Annotated in this window: 15 protein-coding genes; 7 read left to right on the forward strand and 8 right to left on the reverse strand. The window is 33.0% G+C overall.

Annotated elements, in window-relative coordinates; translation table 11 throughout:
• Positions 1-429, forward strand: coding sequence for a lipocalin family protein (locus tag BWZ22_RS06280; RefSeq protein ID WP_076698726.1), 429 nt, complete (start codon positions 1-3; stop codon positions 427-429).
• Positions 430-486: 57 nt separating this feature from the next.
• On the opposite strand, the gene BWZ22_RS06285 is transcribed toward BWZ22_RS06280, so the two are convergent.
• From BWZ22_RS06285 to BWZ22_RS06295, 3 genes are all read right to left on the reverse strand, one after another.
• Complete coding sequence (locus BWZ22_RS06285) at positions 487-1068, reverse strand: hypothetical protein (protein ID WP_076698728.1); 582 nt, start codon at positions 1066-1068, stop codon at positions 487-489.
• A 22-nt stretch (positions 1069-1090) separates the two neighbouring features.
• A complete protein-coding gene (locus BWZ22_RS06290) occupies positions 1091-2026 on the reverse strand; it encodes an OmpA family protein (RefSeq protein WP_076698729.1) in 936 nt (311 codons plus the stop codon).
• Between the two features lie 107 nt (positions 2027-2133).
• Positions 2134-3675 carry an aldehyde dehydrogenase family protein gene (locus tag BWZ22_RS06295; protein WP_076698731.1) on the reverse strand — a complete coding sequence of 514 codons (1542 nt, stop codon included), beginning with the start codon at positions 3673-3675 and terminating at the stop codon, positions 2134-2136.
• Positions 3676-3897: 222 nt separating this feature from the next.
• Between BWZ22_RS06295 and BWZ22_RS06300 the strand changes: the two genes are divergently transcribed.
• The 3 genes from BWZ22_RS06300 to pbpC all read left to right on the forward strand — a co-directional run bounded on the left by BWZ22_RS06300 (position 3898) and on the right by pbpC (position 12961).
• The gene (locus tag BWZ22_RS06300) at positions 3898-9459 is read left to right on the forward strand and encodes an alpha-2-macroglobulin (RefSeq protein ID WP_076698732.1); all 5562 of its coding nucleotides are present in this window, start codon (positions 3898-3900) and stop codon (positions 9457-9459) included.
• 166 nt (positions 9460-9625) lie between these two features.
• Positions 9626-10495 carry an SH3 domain-containing protein gene (locus BWZ22_RS06305; RefSeq protein ID WP_076698734.1) on the forward strand — a complete coding sequence of 290 codons (870 nt, stop codon included), beginning with the start codon at positions 9626-9628 and terminating at the stop codon, positions 10493-10495.
• 114 nt (positions 10496-10609) lie between these two features.
• Positions 10610-12961: a penicillin-binding protein 1C gene (gene pbpC, locus BWZ22_RS06310; RefSeq protein WP_076698735.1), complete on the forward strand. Its 2352-nt coding sequence runs from the start codon at positions 10610-10612 to the stop codon at positions 12959-12961.
• On the opposite strand, the gene BWZ22_RS06315 is transcribed toward pbpC, so the two are convergent.
• From BWZ22_RS06315 to BWZ22_RS06325, 3 genes are read right to left on the reverse strand one after another with little or no spacing between them, the layout of a single operon-like run.
• Positions 12962-13840 carry an endonuclease/exonuclease/phosphatase family protein gene (locus tag BWZ22_RS06315; protein ID WP_076698737.1) on the reverse strand — a complete coding sequence of 293 codons (879 nt, stop codon included), beginning with the start codon at positions 13838-13840 and terminating at the stop codon, positions 12962-12964. It lies immediately after the preceding gene.
• The gene (locus BWZ22_RS06320) at positions 13840-14382 is read right to left on the reverse strand and encodes a YciI family protein (RefSeq protein WP_076698738.1); all 543 of its coding nucleotides are present in this window, start codon (positions 14380-14382) and stop codon (positions 13840-13842) included. Before BWZ22_RS06320 ends, BWZ22_RS06315 begins: the two co-directional genes overlap by 1 nt.
• 4 nt (positions 14383-14386) lie before the next feature.
• Positions 14387-14860 carry a CYTH domain-containing protein gene (locus tag BWZ22_RS06325; protein ID WP_076698740.1) on the reverse strand — a complete coding sequence of 158 codons (474 nt, stop codon included), beginning with the start codon at positions 14858-14860 and terminating at the stop codon, positions 14387-14389.
• A gap of 54 nt (positions 14861-14914) precedes the next feature.
• On the opposite strand from BWZ22_RS06325, the gene dinB reads away from it, so the two are divergent.
• The 3 genes from dinB (at position 14915) to BWZ22_RS06340 (ending at position 19919) form a co-directional block, all read left to right on the forward strand.
• Positions 14915-16015 (forward strand): DNA polymerase IV, encoded by a 1101-nt coding sequence (gene dinB, locus BWZ22_RS06330; RefSeq protein WP_076698741.1) that lies wholly within the window; start codon positions 14915-14917, stop codon positions 16013-16015.
• Positions 16016-16124: 109 nt separating this feature from the next.
• Positions 16125-18542 (forward strand): TonB-dependent receptor plug domain-containing protein, encoded by a 2418-nt coding sequence (locus BWZ22_RS06335; protein ID WP_076702340.1) that lies wholly within the window; start codon positions 16125-16127, stop codon positions 18540-18542.
• Between the two features lie 12 nt (positions 18543-18554).
• Entirely contained in the window at positions 18555-19919 is a 1365-nt protein-coding gene (locus BWZ22_RS06340) for a hypothetical protein (protein ID WP_076698743.1), read from the forward strand.
• A gap of 79 nt (positions 19920-19998) precedes the next feature.
• On the opposite strand, the gene pyk is transcribed toward BWZ22_RS06340, so the two are convergent.
• Both pyk and BWZ22_RS06350 read right to left on the reverse strand, forming a co-directional pair.
• Complete coding sequence (pyk, locus tag BWZ22_RS06345; RefSeq protein ID WP_076698744.1) at positions 19999-21441, reverse strand: pyruvate kinase; 1443 nt, start codon at positions 21439-21441, stop codon at positions 19999-20001.
• Positions 21441-21923 (reverse strand): IPExxxVDY family protein, encoded by a 483-nt coding sequence (locus BWZ22_RS06350; RefSeq protein ID WP_076698746.1) that lies wholly within the window; start codon positions 21921-21923, stop codon positions 21441-21443. Before BWZ22_RS06350 ends, pyk begins: the two co-directional genes overlap by 1 nt.
• Positions 21924-22014: the final 91 nt, after the last annotated feature.

Genomic DNA, 22014 nt, shown 5'->3' on the forward strand with positions numbered 1-22014 from the left:
ATGAAAACCCTTATCAAAAACTACAAATTACTTTTTGTTTTAGTATTACTAACATCATTCTTTTCTTGTTCTAGTGATGATGATGCAACAGAACCAACAACAGCAGAACTTTTGGCTCACAAATGGTTTATAGTAAAACAAGTAGATAATTCAACAACGCCAGTAACAGAATTTATTGCCGACGAGTGTGAACAAAACATTTATTATAATTTTTATAATGACGGCACGCTTGTGGCAGAAAGCTTTGGATTTAATGGAACCGATTGTGAATCTACAGGCATAGAAGTAGTAACATATGTTTTAAGTGATGATGAAAATCAAATTCTACTCACAAGTGAAGGCTCAACAAACGCAACCAATATAATCACTTTAACCAAAACAGAATTGGTTATTGGTAGTAACAATTATGAACTTCATTTTAAAAGGTAGTTTATCAATTAGTCTAAAAAAGTAAAGCCCGCTTAAAACAGCAGGCTGTACTTTTTTTTAAACACCACCATCTAATTGGTCTTGCCAATCTTTTAGTTCTTGCCATTTACCTTCATAGGCTAATTTAGCTTGTTTTGGCCATGTGCTTGGGTTATGCATTTTAAACCTATCACCTCCGCTTTTTAAAACTTCCTGACATTTTTCTATACTACATTCTGCTAATGCTTTCCATGTTTTAACATCGTGATTATGAAATAACCCTTGAATTTTTGGACCAATGCCTTCAACCACCGTTAAATCGTTTTCCTTAATTTTTTTACCAAAAACAGTTTTTGCAGTAGCTGCATTAAAAGGAATTAAAGCTACCTCATTTGTTGAATTTGCTAAAGATGCTTTGGTAGTGTTCAATTCTCTTTTGTAAGTTTCTTTACTTGTTAAACAAGTGTCTAAATCATTTTTTAGGGTTTTCTTACTTTTTAAACAAGCCTCTAAATCTGCTTCTAATTTTGCTATTTTATCACTTACGTCATTACTTCCTCCTCCTATAAGTCTGCCTAGTAAGTATCCTAATATTGCTGAAATTAAACCTACTAATAACGGAATTAACCAGCATGGTATTGATATTGTTAATAAAGTCATGATTATATTTTTTAAAATGTTTTTAATTAATTGTTATTACGGTTCTTCGGTTTTTTGCCCTACCTTCTTCGGTTGCATTGTCTGCAATGGGTTCATGTGGTCCTTTTGAAGAAGTTTCAATATTTTGCTCTAAAATGCCATTTTTAACCAAATAACCTTTTGCAAAATCTGCACGTTGTTTGCCTAAAACAACATTATTATTGGTATCTCCTGAATTATCTGTATGTCCAACTACCTGAACTTTTACACCTAATTTATCAACACAATGAGAAATGTTGGCAATTTTTTGGCGTTGTTCGGCTGTTAAATTAATAGCTGCTTGTCCTGTTTTAAAATGAAGTACTAACGGATTAGTTCTAATAGAATCGCAGGCTTTTTCTAATGCTTTTAGTGCCGAAGTATCAGACGCATCTAAAGTTTGCATTGTAAATTTTAATGGTCCGTAAAGTGTATTAGTTTCATCTGGAACTATATCATCATTTAACGTACCAAAAGTGTTAATCTGATTAGATGGTACACCATGTAAAACCAAATAGTTTTTAACAGCATTGGCCCTTGCCAAACCTAAATTAGGATAAGCAGAATTGTTTTGCTCTTCGCTCTTATAAAGTCCAGTGATTTCTAAATCTTTAAGCGAATTTTCAATTAAATAATTCTTTAGTTTTAAAACGCTTTCTTCAACATTATTAGAAACGGGTTGTAAAATTGAAAACTCTGAAGTTTTAAAGTTAAAATTGCTAGCAGTTTCTAATTTTAAGTCGCCATTTTCATCTGTAATAGAAAAAGCATTTTTTGTAGCTTTTTTTGTTTGCGAGGTTTCTACCAACGGTTCTTGTTTTTGCTTTTGTGCATCAGAGTTTCTATCACAGCATTGACTACAGCAAAAGAAATAGTACAAAATAGTACCAAGAATAATTGTGAGTAGAATTCCTAAGAGATAGGATGTTTTTTTACTCATTTTAAAGACTGTTTTGATTAATGTTTAAGTGTTTGTAATTTAATACTTTACATATTACTTAAGAAACATTAACCCGAAAAAAGTCACATTTAAATTTTGTTTAATTGTTATAAATTAAACTTTATGCCCTGTGCTAAGGGCAATTTTGTGGTGTAATTAATAGTATTTGTTTGTCTACGCATGTAAACTTTCCAAGCATCTGAACCCGATTCTCTACCACCACCCGTTTCCTTTTCACCGCCAAAAGCGCCACCAATTTCGGCACCCGATGTTCCTATATTAACGTTAGCAATTCCGCAATCGCTACCTGCGTGAGATAAAAATTGTTCCGCTTCACGTAAATTATTAGTCATTATAGCCGAACTCAAACCTTGAGCAACACCATTTTGAATATCAATAGCATTTGTAACATCTCCAGAGTATTTCAACAAGTATAAAATAGGGGCAAAAGTTTCATGTTGTACAATTTCGAAGTCATTCTTAGCTTCTGCAATAGCTGGTTTAACATAACAACCGCTTTCATAACCTTTACCCGAGAGTACTTTGCCTTCAACTAAAATAGTACCGCCTTCTTTTTTAACTTTAATTAAAGCATCTTCATACATTTTTACTGCAGCTTTATCAATTAGTGGCCCTACGTGATTGGTTTCATCTAACGGATTTCCTATTTTTATTTGTTTGTAAGCATTAACAATGGCTTGTTTTACTTTATCATAAATACTTTCATGAATAATTAACCTTCGCGTACTTGTACAGCGTTGTCCTGCGGTACCAACAGCACCAAAAACAGCTCCAATAACCGTCATTTTTATATCGGCGTCGGGTGTTACAATAATAGCGTTATTACCACCTAATTCTAATAACGTTTTACCTAATCTGCCTGCTACCTCTTTTGCCACAATTTTACCCATTCTGGTTGAACCAGTGGCAGACACTAGAGGGATTCTGGTGTCCTTAGTCATAAATTCACCCACTTTATAATTGCCATTAATTAAGCATGAAATACCTTCGGGTAAATTATTTTCTTTTAAAACTTCTGCAATAATATTTTGGCAAGCAACACCACAAAGCGGTGTTTTTTCACTTGGTTTCCACACACAAACATCGCCACAAACCCAAGCTAAAGCAGTGTTCCAAGACCAAACGGCTACCGGAAAATTAAATGCAGAAATGATACCAACCACCCCAAGCGGATGATACTGCTCGTACATACGATGCCCTGGACGCTCACTGTGCATGGTTAAACCGTGTAGCTGACGCGATAAACCCACTGCAAAATCACAGATATCAATCATTTCTTGCACTTCACCCAAGCCCTCTTGGTAGCTTTTTCCCATTTCATAAGACACTAATTTACCTAACGCTTCTTTTTTTGCTCTTAATTTATCTCCAAATTGGCGTACAATGTCTCCGCGTTGTGGCGCAGGAACTAATCGCCATGTTTTAAAAGCTTTGGTTGCAGCATCTATAACCTTTTGGTAATCTGTTTCTGTAGTTGTTTTTACATTTCCTATCAATTGCCCATCTACAGGTGAAAAACTTTTAATAATTTTACCTTCACCAAAACTATTAACACCAGTTGATGTACCGTTGTTTACAGTTAAAATACCTAAAGTTTGTAATGCTTTATCTAAACCAAATGCTTTCATTTTGAAGTATATTTTATATTGATTTTTTAATTATTGAGTCGTTTTTTACGAAAATATCAATAAAAAATCTCTTTTAATAAAAATTATAAAATTATTAGTGATATAAATTTAAGAACAATTTAACAAAAACATAAAGTCTAAGCTTTAATTATAAAGCGTAACTTTATTAACAGGAAACAACGTACATTTTTTGTTTGTGTTCATTTAAAATCTTTTTTTCTCATGTATTTAAAAAAATTATTTATCGCCTTTTTAGTAGTTTCAGTAATAACTTCCTGTAAAGAAAAAACTGTTGAAACCGATAATATTTTTAAGTACAGAGATTATATAAGTTACACAACTTCTGGAATAACATCTGTAGTAAAACCCATTCAAATTAATTTAGCTAAACCAGTTGATGGTTGGGAAATGCACCAAGAAATAACAGATAACATTATAAACATTAAACCTCATGTTGAAGGCACACTAAAAGTTGGTAATAACCAAACCTTAATTTTTACGCCAGATGAATATTTAGATGCTTCAACCGAATATACGGTAACCGTAAAATTGTCTGAAATTTATAAAGACATACCTTCAGATTTTAAAAACTACACCTTTCAGTTTAAAACCATTACCCCTAGTTTTAATGTAGTTACAAACAATTTACAATCTTACAGCAAAAACTGGCAATACATTGAAGGCGTTATAAAATCGGCAGACCTTATTTCTATTGAAAACGCTAAAAAATTAATTACAGCCAAACAAAATGGCAAAAACCTAAACATAGTTTTTAACGAAAGCTATAAAAACAATACGGTTTTTGAATTTAAAATTGATAGTATAAATCGAGTTATTGAAGACAGTAATATTAAGGTTTCATGGAATGGAAAAGTTATTGATGCCGATAATAATAAAGGAGAAAATACCATTGTAATTCCAGGTATAAATAACTTCACTATTACAAAAACCGAAGTAGTACAATTACCTGAACAATATTTACTTATTAATTTTTCAGACCCATTAAAAAAGCAACAAAATTTTGATGGTTTGGTGTCTATTCAAAATGCAAAAAACCCAAAATATGTGGTAGACGGCAATGTTTTAAAAGTGTACCCAAGCAGTAAATTGGTAGGTAATATTCAGGTTGATGTGTTTCAAGGCATAAAAAATACCGATGGTTTTAAACTTAAAAAACCATTTTCTAAAACTGTTGCTTTTCAATCATTAAAACCACAAGTGCGCTTATTAAACAGCGGTAGTATTTTACCAAACTCGCAAGAATTAAAATTCAATTTTGAAGCGGTAAACCTAAGTGCTGTTGATGTTAGAATTATTAAAATTTTTGAAGACAATGTGCTTCAGTTTTTACAAGACAATAACCTAAATAGCAATAACCAATATAACATTAAAAAAGTGGGGCGCCGCATTGCAAAACAAACCATTCAATTGCAAACAGCTGCCGAAAACACAGGTAAATGGAAAGCTTATAGTATAGATTTATCAAACTATTTTAAAGCCGATATTGGCGCTATTTACCGCGTTGAACTTAGTTTTAACAAAAGCTATTCATTGTATGATTGTGAAGCAAATACTAATACATCAAATACAGACGAAGATACTTATTACGAAGACGATTTTTATGAAGATGATAATCCAGATAGTGAAAATGAAGAACTTCGTGAAGAAAAATACTGGGATAACCTTCTTTACCGTTATAAAAACTACACCTATAATTGGCGTGAAGAAAACAACCCCTGCCATGAGGCGTACTATAATCAAAATAAAATAGTATCACAAAACCTAATAGCTTCAAACTTGGGTGTTATTGCAAAACTAGGCACCAATAAGTCTTACTTTTTTGCCGTTACTAATATTTTAACTACCCAGCCAGAAGCCAATGCTAAAGTAACTTTATATAATTTCCAGCAACAAGAACTTGCTTCGGCTACAACAGATAAAGATGGTTTAACTATTATAGATGCCGATAAACATGCAAGTTTCGCTATTATTTCAAAAGGCAATAATATTACCTACGTGCGTCTTTATGATGGTAATGCACTGTCATTAAGCAAATTTGATGTTTCTGGAAGAAAACTTCAACGCGGACTTAAAGGTTACATTTATGGTGAGCGTGGTGTTTGGAGACCGGGTGACACGCTACATTTAGCTTTTATGTTAAACGACAATGCTAACAAATTACCTAAAGGCCACCCAGTAAAACTAGAAATCACAGACCCTAACGGTAAGTTAGTTTTCAAAAAAGTAACCAGCTACAACCTAAATAATGTATACAAATTTACGGTGCCAACAACTGCCGAAGACAAAACAGGAAATTACAATGCCAAAGTATCGGTTGGTGGCGCTACATTCCATAAAGGATTGAAAATTGAAACCGTAAAACCTAACCGATTAAAAATAAAAATTGATTTTGAAGATGATGTGCTTACTGCAACAAAACCACTTACTGGTAATTTAGACGTAAAATGGCTACACGGTGCTCCTGGCAAAAATTTAAAAACCGAAGTTAAAGTAAAATTTACATCAACAAATGCTGGGTTTAAAAACTATAAAAACTATGTGTTTAATGATCCTACACGTAATTTTTCTTCTGAAGAGTTTAATGTGTTTGAAGGTAAAGTAAACGCCGAAGGTTTAGCCAACATCAATAAAAAAATAAACATTAAAAAGAAAGCTCCTGGCATGTTAAATGCTCAATTTTTAGTGAGAGCTTTTGAAAATGGTGGCGACTTCTCTATTGATGCATTCACAAAAAAGTATGCACCTTACAGCTCATTTGTAGGATTACGTTCTCCTAAAGGAAATGCTTATGGCTCGTACTTTACAGATGAAAATCAAACCTTTGATGTTGTAGTAGTTGATGCTCAAGGCAACCCTATAAAACGCAATAATCTGCAAGTAAAAGTCTATAAAATTGAATGGCGTTGGTGGTGGAACTCGTCTTACGACAATTTATCAAGCTACGTGTCTAGCAGCTACCACAGACCTTATTCAACATCAAAAATAAACACCAATGCCAATGGTAAAGCAAGTTTCACCATTAACGTTCCAAACCATGATAGAGGTCGCTATTTAATTAGAATTGAAGACCCTGTGAGCGGGCATGCCACAGGAAGAACCGCATATTTCTACAAAAATTGGTGGCAAAACGCAAGTTCTGGCGATAAGGAAGCTGCTAAAATGCTCATTTTCTCTAGTGATAAAGAAACGTACAATGTGGGAGAAACAGCAAAAGTAACCTTTCAATCTGGTAACGAAGGACGTGCTTTAGTGAGTATTGAAAATGGTACCGAAGTGATAGATTACCAATGGGTAAAAACGCAAAAAGGTGAAACTACGGTTGCTATTCCTATAACTCCAGAAATGGCACCTAATGTATTTATCAACATTTCATTATTGCAACCCCATGCTATAACAGCAAACGATTTACCAATAAGACTTTACGGTGTAATACCTATGATGGTTGAAGATCCAAACACCAAACTAGAGCCCCAAATATACATGCCCGATGTACTACAACCAGAACAAGAATTTAAGGTTACGGTTTCTGAAAAAAACAAAAAACCCATGACCTACACCATTGCTGTAGTAGAAGAAGGGTTGCTAGATTTAACACGTTTTAAAACACCAAATGCATGGAACAGCTTTTACGCACGTGAAGCGCTTGGGGTAAAAACTTGGGATGTTTTTGATGATGTAGTAGGAGCCTATTCTGGTAGTATAGACCAAGTATTTGCCATTGGTGGTGATGGTAGTGCAACTACTGGTAAAAAGAAAAAAGCTAACCGCTTTAAACCTGTAGTGAAGTATTTAGGGCCTTTTAGCTTAAAGAAAGGCGAACAAAAATCGCATACTATAAAAATACCAAATTACATTGGCTCTGTAAGAACAATGGTGGTTGCTGGAGACCACACTAATGAAGCTTACGGAAGCACCGACAAAACCGTTCAAGTTAAAAAACCTTTAATGGTGTTAGCAACGCTTCCGCGAAAATTAAGCCCAGGCGAAAAAGTAACCTTACCAGTAACCATTTTTGCCATGGAACCTAAAGTTAAAAACGTAAATATTAGCCTAAAATTAAGCAATGGTATTACTATTGAAGGTGAAAAAACAAAACAACTTAGTTTTCCAAAACCTGATGAAAAAATGGCTTATTTCACCTTAGATGTAAGTAAAGCTAAAGGCATCAATACGGTAGAAATTATTGCAAAAGGTAATGGTGAAACATCTACTTATAAAGTTGAGTTAGATGTTGTAAACCCTAATCCGTTTACATCAAAATCTATAGACAAAACACTGGCTGCTAATGCTTCAGAGACAATTACTTTTGAAACCTTTGGTGTAGCCGGAACAAATTCGGCTACGGTAGAGTTTTCAACTTTACCTCCAATGGATTTCTCTCGTAGAATGCAATACTTAATTCAGTATCCGCATGGGTGTGTAGAGCAAACAACATCAAGCGTATTCCCTCAGTTATTCTTAAGTGATATTTTCGATTTAACTGCCGATAAAAAACAAAAGATTCAAGAAAATATTAAAAACGGTATTAAGCGTCTTGCTCATTTTCAAAAACCAAATGGCGGATTAAGCTATTGGATAGGTGAAAACAGTACTGATGATTGGGGTACTAGTTACGCAGGTCATTTTATGATTGAAGCAGAAAAGAAAGGTTATGTGTTACCACTTACTTTTAAAAGTAATTGGATTACCTACCAAAAACAAGCCGCTAGAGATTGGAGACCAAGCTACAAATATTATAATTCTGATGTAGCACAAGCCTACAGATTGTACACTTTAGCATTGGCAGGAAGTCCAGATTTAGCATCTATGAATAGATTGCGTGAGTTTTCAGAACTATCAAATGATGCCAAATGGCGCTTAGCAGCGGCTTATGCTTTGGCTGGACAAAAAGAAGCTAGCGAACGTATTTCGCAATCGGCTAACATCAATTTCACACCTAATAAATATGATTATTATTCATACGGTTCGGTTGATAGAAATAGAGCCATGGCTCTAGAAACTATGGTATTAACCAAAGATTCTAAAATGCGAGAAATAGCCGAATATATTGCCAAAGATTTATCTAGTTCTCGTTGGATGAGTACACAAACCACCGCTTACAGTTTATTGGCTATGGCTAAAATGGTAAATGCTAATGGTGGAAAAGCCATAAATATCAACTACTCAATTAATGGATCAAAAGAAACTATTAATACTAAAAATGCCATTGCACAACGCGAATTACAAGTGGTTGAAGGCACAAACAATATCTCAATTTCAAACAGTAATAATAATGTGGTTTATGTGCGTGTTTTAAACACCGGAAAACTACCTGTTGGACAAGAAATTGCAGAACAACGCGGACTAAGCATAAGCTATTCATATAAAGATTTGCAAGGCAATACAATTGATGTTGCCAACTTAAAACAAGGGCAAGATTTTATTGCTACAGTAAAAGTTAACAACCTTAAAAGTGCACCAGTTAAGGATGTGGCTTTAACCCAAATTTTCCCTTCGGGATGGGAAATTGTAAATACCCGGTTTACAGATTTTGGGGATACAACCTCTAGTGAAGCGCGCTATACAGACATTAGAGACGACCGCGTGAATTTCTATTTTGACTTAAGCAAAAACGGAAATTCTAATAGCACCAAAACATTCTCGGTAATGCTAAATGCATCCTACTTAGGGCGCTATTACTTACCTGGAATTCAGGCGGAAGCTATGTATGATAACGACTTTTTAGTGAAAACTAAAGGGCAGTGGATTAATGTAAACAAATAACGTTATCTAAAAAGTTATAGTTGTCATTCTGAACTATTCACTAAGTACAATCCAAGTGTTGTTCAGAGTCTCATCACATAGATTATTAATCTTTTTTGAGAACCCAGAATAAATTTGGGTTAACACTACCTATGCTTAATAGATAACAAAAAAAAACTTTAAAAAAATGAAAAAATATATTTATATAATAGCAGTATTAATAACATTCAATATTGCTAAAGCACAAGAAATAAGATATGTAAACGCCGATAATGGTTTGTTTTTAAGAGACAACCCTAGTCAAGATTCAAAACGTATAGATAAACTAGCTTATGGAACCACGCTAGAAATAACAGAACGTACAAACTTAAAACTTGATGTTAAAGATGATAACAACATTGTTTCTGGAGAATGGGTAAAAGTAACCTGTAAAGATGATATTTACAACAACCGTTCTGGTTACGTATTTAATGGTTTTTTAACTGAAAATAAAATAGAAAAACGCTTTACTGTAGGTTTTGATGACTTTACTTTAGAATTTGAAAATTTAAATGCCGAAATTATTGGCGATGAGCAAGTCTCAACACATTCAAATAATACTGTTGATGCCATTCTTGAAATGGGCGAAACACTTGAAGGCAAAACCATTCGTGTTAGACATCATTCAAAATACAAAAGCATAAAAGTGTTTCAAAGACATGAAAATAGCATCTCTATTCAAGCCGAAGGTCCGCATTGTGATTTAATAGATTGGAAACATTTTTATTCTGCTTGGGCTCCTTTAAAAGCTAGTAAAAAAACAGGCACTTTTGAAACCATAACCTACAGCAACAAAGCTCAAAATAAATTTATAAACGTTGATATTTCAGAATTTAAAAATGCCGTAAAAGAGCATTGTGGCGATGTATGGTATAATATGATTAAAGACGATAAAAAAATTAACAAAGGCGCCTCTACAATTGGTATTAGTAAAATATATTTTAAAGTTATTTTTACCACCATGTATGATGAAAATATTGAAAAAATTGTTGCTTTTAATGTGCCTATGGGCTGTTAATATTAAATCATATTTTCAAATAAAAACAACTAAAGTAATCTTATAAATCATTTTAGTTCTATTTATTACTAGATTGCTTCACGCATTCTAAATGACTAATAAAAACAATAAAAATTGAATAAAATAATAGGCTACATAAAAAAACGTAAGGTTAGATTTTCCTTCTTAGCCATACTTTTGGTAGCCTACTATTTTTGTTTACCAAAGCAGCTTTTTAAAACACCAACCTCAACGGTAATAACCAGTTCAAACAACACGCTTATTGGCGCTAAAATAGCCAGTGATGGTCAATGGCGTTTTCCGCATAACGATAGCATACCCGAAAAATTTAAAACCTGTATTATTCAGTTTGAAGATGAATATTTTTATAAACATCCAGGTTTTAATCCTATCTCAATTTTTAAAGCTTTAAGAGACAATCTAAAATCGGGCTCTATAAAACGTGGTGGCAGCACCATTACACAACAGGTAATTAGATTATCAAGACAAGGAAAACCAAGAACTTATTTTGAAAAATTAAAAGAACTCATTTTAGCCACACGCTTAGAACTAAGAACCTCAAAAGAAAAAATTTTAAGCTACTACGCAAGCAATGCGCCCTTTGGTGGCAACGTAGTTGGTTTAGATGCCGCGTCATGGCGCTATTTTAATCAAAGTCCTTACAATTTATCTTGGGCAGAAAGTGCTACTTTAGCTGTTTTACCTAATGCACCAAGTTTAATTTATCCGGGTAAAAACGAAATACATTTACGTAACAAACGCAATACACTACTTCAAAAATTACTTCAAAATAATATTATAGACTCATTAACTTATAATTTATCTATTGCTGAAGATTTACCACAAAAACCCTACCCATTACCTCAAATTGCACCGCATTTGTTGCAAAAATTATCTAAAACACATACAGGTGAAGCCTTAAAAACTACCATTGATGTTTCACTTCAAAAACAAGTAAATACCATTGTAAAACAGCATTATTCGGTTTTAAGTCAAAATGAAATTCATAATGCCGCAGTGTTAGTTTTAAACGTAAAAACCAGACAAGTTTTGGCTTATGTTGGCAACACACCAACTACCAAAACACACCAAAAAGATGTTGATATTATTGATAAACCCAGAAGCACGGGTAGTATTTTAAAACCCTTTTTATACGCTGCCATGTTAGATGCCGGCGATATATTGCCCAATACTTTGGTAGCCGATATACCTAGCCAGTTTGGAAGCTACAACCCTGAAAATTTCAACAAAACCTATGCAGGTGCAATTCCTGCAAGTAAAGCACTTTCACAGTCTTTAAACGTGCCTTCGGTTAGAATGCTACAAGAGTTTGGTTTAGATAGGTTTCATCATTATTTAAAAGCATTAAAATTAAAAGACTTAAAATATAATGCTAATCATTATGGGTTGTCTTTAATTCTTGGCGGAGCCGAAAGTAATCTTTGGGATTTATGTAAAAGTTATGCTGCCATGGCTTCAACTTTAAATCATTTTTCTGAAACTTCAAGTGAATATTATTCTAATGAATTTTGCGAACCAACCTTGTTTGCATCAAAAACAGTAGATTTTGGAGACCTTCAATCTGAAAAAACATTATTTGATGCCGCTTCTATTTACTTAACTTTTGAAAGCTTAAAACAAGTAAACAGACCCGAAGGTGATGAAAATTGGGAGTTTTTTGATGATTCTAAACAAATAGCTTGGAAAACCGGTACCAGTTTTGGTTTTAGAGATGCTTGGGCTATTGGCTCTACTAAAGATTATGTTGTGGGCGTATGGGTTGGAAATGCTGATGGTGAAGGCAGACCCGGATTAGTAGGCGTGCAAACTGCCGCACCTATACTTTTTGAAGTTTTTAATTTACTACCAAAAAGCCAATGGTTTGCCAAACCATTTGATGAAATGCAAGCAATTACCATTTGTAAACAAAGCGGTTATAGAGCATCTCCAAACTGTAACGATACTGAAAACACTTATGTTCAATTAAGCGGACTAAAAACTAAACCTTGCCCGTACCATATTTTGGTTCATTTAGATAGTACTAAAACCTATCAAATAAATGCATCTTGCGAAGATGTAAGCAATATAAAACACACTTCTTGGTTTGTATTGCCACCGTTAATGGCGCATTATTACAAAACTAACAACCCGTTTTATAAAACATTACCACCTTTTAGAAATGATTGTTTAGGCAACACAACTATTTCTATGCAATTTATTTATCCAAAAGACAATAACACTATTTATTTGCCTAAAAATTTTGATGGGGATACCAACCAACTTATATTAAAAGTAGCACATTCAAAACCTGAAAGCACACTGTTTTGGTACATAGATAATCATTTTATTGGTAGTACTAAAGACATTCATGAACTTGCTATTTTACCCAAACAAGGCAAGCACACTTTAACAGTGGTTGATGCATTTGGTAATGATGCTAAATGTGTGTTTAAAGTATCTAAATAACTAGTTTTTTATAACCGTTTTAATTATAGCATGATCACTTTTAAAAGTACTTACTTTTTCGGTTTTTAAAATTTCTAAATCTTTTGAAACCCAAATATGATCTAGAGATAATAGCGGAATATTATAAAACCAGGTTTCTCTAAAACCAAATCCTTTTTTATTAAAAGCATGATTAAAATGTTCTTTTATGGGTGTTAAAAACTTCGATTCATACGGAACATTAAAATCGCCCAACACCAAGGTTTTTTGTTTTTTTGTAATGGCTTTGTTTACAAAGTCTGTTTCCCAACTTCTAGGAACATCAATGCTTGCAGAAACATCTACAGCATAGAAATTAATATTATGAGTTTCAAAATTAATAACTGAAGAACCATATTTTGATGGCATAACCTCTTTAACTTGTATAGGGTTTTTGGAAAATATACCTACTTCTTCTTCATTACTTTCATAGAAATAATATTCAGGATATTTCTTTTTGGCTTCATCTAAATAATCACCGTGATATTCAACCAAAACCACTACATCAGGAATGCTTCCAACCCCTTTAAAAACATCTTCAAATTCTCTATAATGAGAGGCATTCCAAAACACAATTTCTAAATCTGTTTCATCAAAATTTTCAGCTATATGTATTTTAAAACTTCTGCTTAACCAAATAATTAAAAAAATGCCTGCTAAATACAAATTATACTTTCTAAATTTCTTGCTAAGGAAAACAGAAAGTACCAAAACTATAATGATAATGATAGGGAGTGGAAACGTATAATAATACAAAGAGGTTTGGTAAGTATGCTCTTTGATTATAAAATGAATACCTATTAATGCTAATATTATTATAACATTAATAATAAAAATAATGGGGCGAAAAATTTTAAGCATTAGCGTAACGGAAAGCCTTTTGCTGCGTACCACGGATGAATTTCAACTTCTATTCTTCCAGCTTTAACGGCTGGGTCAGATTTTGCTAAACTATCTGCCATTTTTAGGGTTGGCACGTTGTAAATGGTTATACCTCTAATATCACCATCATCACCAAATGGCCCAGAAATATCGGCATAACCTAACTCGTACATTTTACCTAAATGTGCTAAATGTCCTTCTTGAATAAGTGCTGCCTCTTCTTCGTTTTGATTTCTAATGGGACCTCGTTTTAAAAAAGCCATAAAATATTGTTGCATTAAGATAGTATCTTGCGTTTTTTCATCTACATAATCAAAAACCTTAAAACCTTTTGAGGTAAGTTCTTCTTTTATTTGCTGGGTTGTTTTTTTAACTGGAGTTTCTTCAACAACGTCTATTTTAGTTGAATCTACTTCTATATCAATCTTGTCATTAGCGTCTGTTGAATTTGTTTTAGGTGCTTCTTTACAAGACATGAAACAAGCTAAAACAGATAGAGTTATTAATAGTTTTTTCATCATATTTTTATTTTTCCCAATTGCAATAAGGATTTTTACTGAGTTGAGAGTTATAATATTTTACATTTCCGGTTACTTCTTTTCCCAACCAATCTGGTTTTTCAAAGGTTTCGTTTTCAGAGTTTAATTCAACCTCGGCTATAATTAAGCCTTCATTATCTCCAAAAAACTCATCTATCTCAAAAGTATGATTTTTTAGCTGCACCTCATAACGAATTTTATCAATCACTCCTGATTCACAAAGATTTAACAATTTTTTAGCATCGGTATCTAATATTTTGGTTTCCCATTCAAAACGTGTTAAACCATCATCTGATGATTTTCCTTTTACGGTTAAAAAACCTTGGTTCCCTTTTAACCTTACCCTTACAGTTCGTTCTTTATGGGTGTTTAAAAAGCCTTGAATTATTCTAGTTTCTTTAAAAGCGTCTTTTTTAAAAGCATTAGAATTTACCAAAAATTTACGTTCTATTTCTATCATTCAATTTTAAAAAGAAGGTTATACTAAAAAGTATTTAATGTCTAAATTTACAGTATGTATGTGGATTTACCAATACGAAAAATTATTCATGTTGATATGGATGCGTTTTATGCCTCTGTTGAGCAAATGGACAACCCTAAATTAAAAGGAAAACCCATTGCTGTTGGTGGTGGCGGTAAGCGTGGTGTGGTAAGTGCCGCTAGTTATGAAGCCAGAACATTTGGTGTTAAAAGTGCCATGTCTGGTAGATTAGCAGCAAAATTGTGTCCTGAACTTATTTTTGTAAAACCTAATTTTGAGCGCTATTCTGAAATTTCTAAGCGTATTAGAAAAATATTTTTTGATTATACAGATTTAGTAGAGCCTCTCTCATTAGACGAAGCTTACTTAGATGTTACTGAAAACAAAAAAGGCAACCCAAGTGCTACCCTAATTGCAAAAGAAATTAGAGATAGAATTTTAAACGAAATTGGATTAACGGCTTCGGCTGGTATTTCTATTAATAAATTTATTGCCAAAATTGCAAGCGATTACAATAAACCTAACGGACAAAAAACGGTTAACCCAGAAGAAGTAATAGAATTTTTAGAGCAACTAGACATTAGAAAGTTTTACGGCGTTGGCAAAGTAACGGCCGAAAAAATGTACCAAAAAGGTATTTTTACTGGTGCTGATTTAAAACAAAAATCATTAGAGTATTTAGATGCCAATTTTGGTAAATCTGGCAGGTATTATTACCACATTGTAAGAGGTATTCACACTAGCGAAGTTAAACCCCACCGTACTAGAAAAAGTTTAGCTGCCGAACGTACATTTAGTGAAAACCTATCTAGCGAAGTTTTTATGCTAGATAAATTAGACCACATTGCCACAGAAGTTTCAAAACGCTTAACAAAGAGTAATGTAGCAGGTAAAACAGTAACCCTAAAAATTAAATACAGTGATTTTACGTTGCAAACTCGCAGCAAAACACTACCATATTTTATAAACGATAAAAGTGTAATATTAGAAACTGCTAAGGAGTTATTATACCAAGAAAAACTACAAAATTCTGTAAGGCTTTTAGGCATTTCATTATCAAATTTAAATACAGAAAAGCCAAAAAAAACACAAGAGAAAAAAAGCATAAGTGTACAATTAAAATTTGGATTTTAATTTTTAAAACAAAAAACGCTTATTTAAATTCATTCTAAAAAAACGTTTGTTTTTATTTGGATTTAGTCTAAATAAGTATATTTTTGCCCAAAATAAAAAAACTGTTATTTTGGCAAAGTCGTTATTTTCTTTAATTGCAATTTGTTTTAGTTTAAGTGCATTATCTCAAAATAGCACACTTTCTGGTTATGTTTTATTTGACAATAATAAACCTGCTTTAGGCGCAACAATAGTTGTTCAAAACAGCTCTTTAAAACAAGAAACTTCAGCAGGAATTAATGGTGAATTTGTATTTAAAAACCTTCCTTTTGGTAATTATTCACTAACTATAAGTTCGCTTAATGCTAAAAGCGTAACGAAACAAATTCAACTAAATAGCACAAACAAATCTGTTAATGTTATACTAGAAATAACAGATTATCAAGCCCTAAGTGAAGTATTAATACAAACAGAAACAGAAAAACGAAAAACGGAAACCAAAGGTTTTTCTGTAAATCTTATTGAAACCAAAGAAGCAAGTTTAAGAAACGTTCAAACCAATGAACTTTTAAACGCAACAGTTGGCGTAAAACTTAGGCAAAATGGCGGTTTAGGGTCTAATGTTGAATACAGTTTAAATGGTTTATCTGGCAACTCTGTAACCATTTTTATAGATGGTATTCCTATGTCTATGTACGGGTCATCGTTTAACTTAAACAGTATTCCGCCTGCATTAATAGAACGTGTTGAAGTTTACAAAGGTGTAATTCCTGGGCATTTGGCCGATGATGCACTAGGTGGCGCTATAAATATTGTTTTAAAAAAAGGAACTAAAACAAGTTTAAACGCATCGGTTTCTTATGGTTCTTTTAATACTTTTCAGGCTAATATAAATGGTCTTTATCGTTTTGAAAAGTCGGGATTTACGGTAAAAACCTCAGCATTTCATAATTATTCTGACAACGATTATAAAATTTCAGGACCAACTATTGTAGATATTGGTATTGGAGGGGTAGAAACCCCTATTACAACGAGACGCTTTTATGATGCTTATCGCTCAACGGGCGGTATATTAAACATAGGTTATACTGATGTTAAATGGGCTGACCAATTTTTTATTGGAGTAACTGCATCTGATGATTATAAACAAGTGCAACATGGTGCTTTTGTAACCAGACGCCCTTACAAAGGCCGGTTTTTAGAGTCTGATGCCGTATTAGCCAATTTAGTTTATTTAAAAAAAGATTTATTTGTTAACGGCTTAGATGTAAATGTTACTGGGGTATTTGGTGAACGAAACAGAATAGTTAATGATACCACCGCCATTGCTTATAGTTGGACAGGTAATAGAGCTATAGATTACAAAGGTGATGAATATGAATATACTTGGGGCGCGCAAAATGAGCAAGGACCAACACTACTTCATATAAAGCGAAATGTGTCATCTATTAGAGCTGGGGTTTCTTATAAAATAAACAGTAATCATAAAATTTTAGTGAACCATTTTTATAGTGGTTTAGATCGTGAAGATTCTGATGAAATGGTGTCTTTACTTGAAAACACATTTCAGCAAACCAGCGATTTATACAAAAATATAACCTCATTAAGTTACGAATTAAATGCACTTAAAAACAAACTAAAACTTAATGTTTTTGGTAAACACTACAGACAAAAAGTACTAAACACATCACCCGAATTTAACGATGACGAAACAGAAGTTATTGAAACCGTTTATAAAAGCGATAAAAACTACAATGGTTTTGGGCTAGCAGGGTCTTATGCCTTTAAACCAACATTTACCCTGTTGGCTTCGGCCGAAAAAGCCATTAGGCTACCAAGTGAAATAGAAGTTTTTGGTGATGCTGGAGATAATGTTATTGCTAACCTTACAGTAAAACCAGAAATTAGTAAAAATTTCAATTTAGGATTTCGCTTCGGAAAATATTCTATTAAAGAACACGATTTTACAATTTCTACCAACCTATTTGCTAGAAACATACAAGATTTAATTGGGCTACCCGCAAGCAGTGAAGATAGCTGGGAAAACGATGAACTAGTACAATACGCTAATTTTGATAGTGAAACTACTTCTAAAGGTGTCGAGTTTCAATTTAGTTATAATTTTAAAAATAACTTCGGGTTAAATTTTAATCTGTCACGCTTAACTTTAGAATATACAAATAGGTATGGCAACACAGTTGATATTCCTAATACGCCGTTATTTACCATGAATGGTAGCTTACGTTATTCATTTAAAAATATCATCCAAAATAAATCTCGATTAAATCTTTATTACAGCAACTACTTTACTGATGAGTTTTTGTATTTAAATCCACCAGGAGATAGTAATACGGGCTATGATGAATTTGTAATCCCTAGCCAATTTATTCAAGATTTAGGTTGTAGCTACATATTTCCTAATAAAAAACTGGTGCTAAGCTTTGACGCCAAAAATATATTTGATAAAGCGGCCTACGATAACATGTCGGTACAAAAACCAGGACGTGCTTTTTATGTAAAACTAAATTATTCAATCAATAAATTTTAAAACAAGTATAAAATGAAACAAACTATTCTAAACCTTAAAACTATAGTACTACTATTTAGTTCTTTAGCAATATTCTTTAGTTGTTCAGACGATGATACACCAAATATTATTGAAGAAGACAATGAAAACAATAGCCGTTGGATAACCATTGCAGGTGCCTTAATGGGAACAGAACCAGGAGATGGTAACGGTGGTACCTTAATTTATTCGGTTACTAAAGAAGATGCACAAGATGAAAATGTACAAATAGACCCATTTAATAATGGTTTTGTTGCACCATCAAACCGTACAGCGCGTTTACAAGCATCGGAAGATGGCAACACAATATTTAATATTAGTTATGCTGGCGATACCGGAGGTGTTTACACAAAATACACTGTTGAAGGTGGTAATAACTTTGTAAAAACGGGTTCTGAAATTAGTATAGAGCCTTATGTTGGTACAGCACCTCGTTGGATTAAATTATTTGATGGCGACCAAACCGGAGCCGCTGTGTACGTATCTACAGAACACCAAGTTGATGACAATGGAACTACAGAAGATGTTACCGATGATACTTATTTATACACAAATTCTACCATTGGTATTGTAACGCTTGATTTGGTTAACTCTTCAATTAAAAATTTCCAAGAACATACTATAACTTTAAATGATGAAGATGCTGCAAAAGGTTATTATATATCAAGAATAGATATGCCAACATTAAATACTGCTGGAGATAAATTATACATAGGTGCTCGTATAAGTAAAATAGACCCAAGTACACTTGAGAGCGATAGCGATTACGACATTTTAGGTTCTAAAACAATTGTTCTAGATTACCCATCATTATTAAACCCAACAATAATAACATCAACTGTAGGTCATGGAAACACAAATGGCTACCGTAGTATTAATGCTTTTGAATACAACGGAAGCGTGTATCAAGCTAACCAAAGTGACCCAGAAGGTTCTTATATTTTAAAAATTGATGCCAATAATGAATATGATAATTCATACGATTTTAATTTAGATGAAGCCTTAGGTGTTACAGGTGCTTATGTTTTGGCTTGGAGGCCTGCTGCAAATGGTAAAGGTGTATTAGCTTATCGTCATGATGGTTCTCAAGAAGGTATTTCTGGAAGAGGAGAAAGCTACTTTGCTTTAATAGATTTAAATGCAAAAACAGCAACTAAAATAACCGATATTCCTTATGATGTTGATATGGAAATGTTCCAATACCAAGGTTATGCTGTAGATGGTAACGATATTTATTTAACCGCAGCATCTGTAGGTAAAAACGGTAATATTTATGTTGTAGATACCGAAACAGGTACCGTAACAAAAGGAGCCGAATTAATTAATGCTGAAGGTAGCCACTTTATTGGTGCTTGGTAATTAGCATTTTATAAGTACACTAAAAAAGAGGGGCAACATTTATTGCCCCTCTTTTTTATTAACTAAGCTATAATTTAAATTAAAAACTACAGCTTTTTATTTCTGTAACACGTAACGTATTAACCATACCTTTTTCTTGTATTGGCATTGCTGCTAAACTTACAAGCATATCACCAACATCTACATATCCTTTTTGGCAAGCAATTTTATTAACGTCTTCAATAGTTTCATCTGTACTCACAAACTTATCGTAATAAAAAGTACGCACTCCCCAAAGTAAACTAAGGCGGGTTAATATGCGTTTATTAGATGTGAAAACTAAAATATGACATGATGGTCTCCAAGCCGAAATTTGAAACGCCGTATAACCACTATTTGTTAAGGTTGAAATGGCTTTTGCATCAATTTCATTAGCCATATTTGCCGCATGATAACAAATAGATTTAGTAATATATCTGTTAGTACGAATATGTGGTGGTAATTGTGGTACTTTAATTAAAGGTGAATTCTCAACACTTTTTAAAATACTAGCCATTTGACTAATTACTTGTACCGGATAATTACCAACGGAAGTTTCTCCAGAAAGCATAACAGCATCGGCGCCATCCATAACCGAGTTTGCAACATCATTAACCTCTGCTCTAGTTGGTGTTAAACTAGAAATCATGGTTTCCATCATTTGTGTTGCAATAATTACCGGAATTCTGGCTTTTTTAGCACGCAATACTAATTGCTTTTGAATTAAGGGAACATCGGCTGCAGGAATTTCAACGCCTAAATCACCACGTGCCACCATAATACCATCACAATGAGTTACTATTTTATCAATGTTTTCAATAGCTTCTGGCTTTTCTATTTTAGCTACAATAGGAATTTTATGCTCTGAGTGCTCATTAATTAAATCTCTCAACTGCATTAAATCTTCTGCATGACGAACAAATGATAAAGCAATCCAATCTACATCAAGGCTAATTGCGAAAATAGCATCATTTATATCTTTTTCGGTTAATGCCGGTTGTGATATATTGGTATTAGGTAAGTTTACTCCTTTTTTAGATTTAAGTGGTCCGCCTTGAATTACCTTAGCTTTTACTTCAGATTTTTGATCTGTTGAAACTACTTCAAAAATAAGTTTACCATCATCTAAAAGAATGCGTTCTCCTGGTTTAGCATCTTGCGGAAACCTGTCGTAAGTCATGTAAACACGTTCTTTGGTACCTTCAAAACGCTCTCCTGTTGCAAAAACAATCTCATCCCCAGGACTTACAACTACTTCTTCTTTCATAACACCAACACGAAGTTTTGGCCCTTGTAAATCTGCTAATATAGCAGCAGTAAAACCGTACTCTTCGTTTAGTTCTCGAATCATTTTTACACGTTCGGCAACATCCTCATAATCGGCATGAGAAAAATTTATCCTAAAAACATTAGCCCCTTCTTCAAGCATGCCTTTTAAAACTTCTTTACTGCTTGTTGCGGGTCCTAATGTGGCTACTATTTTGGTCTTTTTTGTTAATGACATTAGCTAAAAATTAAATGATCTTTAGATTTCAATTTATCAGATTTAATACTGTAGGCAGTTGCCACCTGTGGTATTTTTAATATACTATCTATAATATATTTTTCTTTATTAAAATTGAACTCGTTATCTATTTTTAAAAAATAATTAACGGTTTTATATTCTGGTAATAGGTAATTTATTTTAGTTGTTTTTTCTTGTAAACTAAATAATGAATTACTGTTACCTTGTCTATAATCTTCCGTTTTACATACGTTAGATACTAAATTCCAAATGGTTTGTTGTTTGCAATCTTCCCACTCATAAATAGAATAGGTTAATTCTCCATTTTGAAAATCTAAATCTAATGGTTTTCTAATTAAAGTAATTCCTAAAAATTTGTTCAAGAGATAAGCTAACCTATAATCTTCAAGGGTGCAATGTATTGCAATTAAAGTAAATAGGTCTTCTTCAACATCATCAAAAACAAGTTTATGAATTGCCATACCCTAATTTTGTAGGCGTAAATATAATATTTATAATATTGAATTGAGATAGGATTTAGTTAATCTTGAAAAGATAAGTAACTAAAACGTT

Source organism: Seonamhaeicola sp. S2-3 (genome assembly GCF_001971785.1).
In the GTDB taxonomy this organism is placed as follows: domain Bacteria; phylum Bacteroidota; class Bacteroidia; order Flavobacteriales; family Flavobacteriaceae; genus Seonamhaeicola.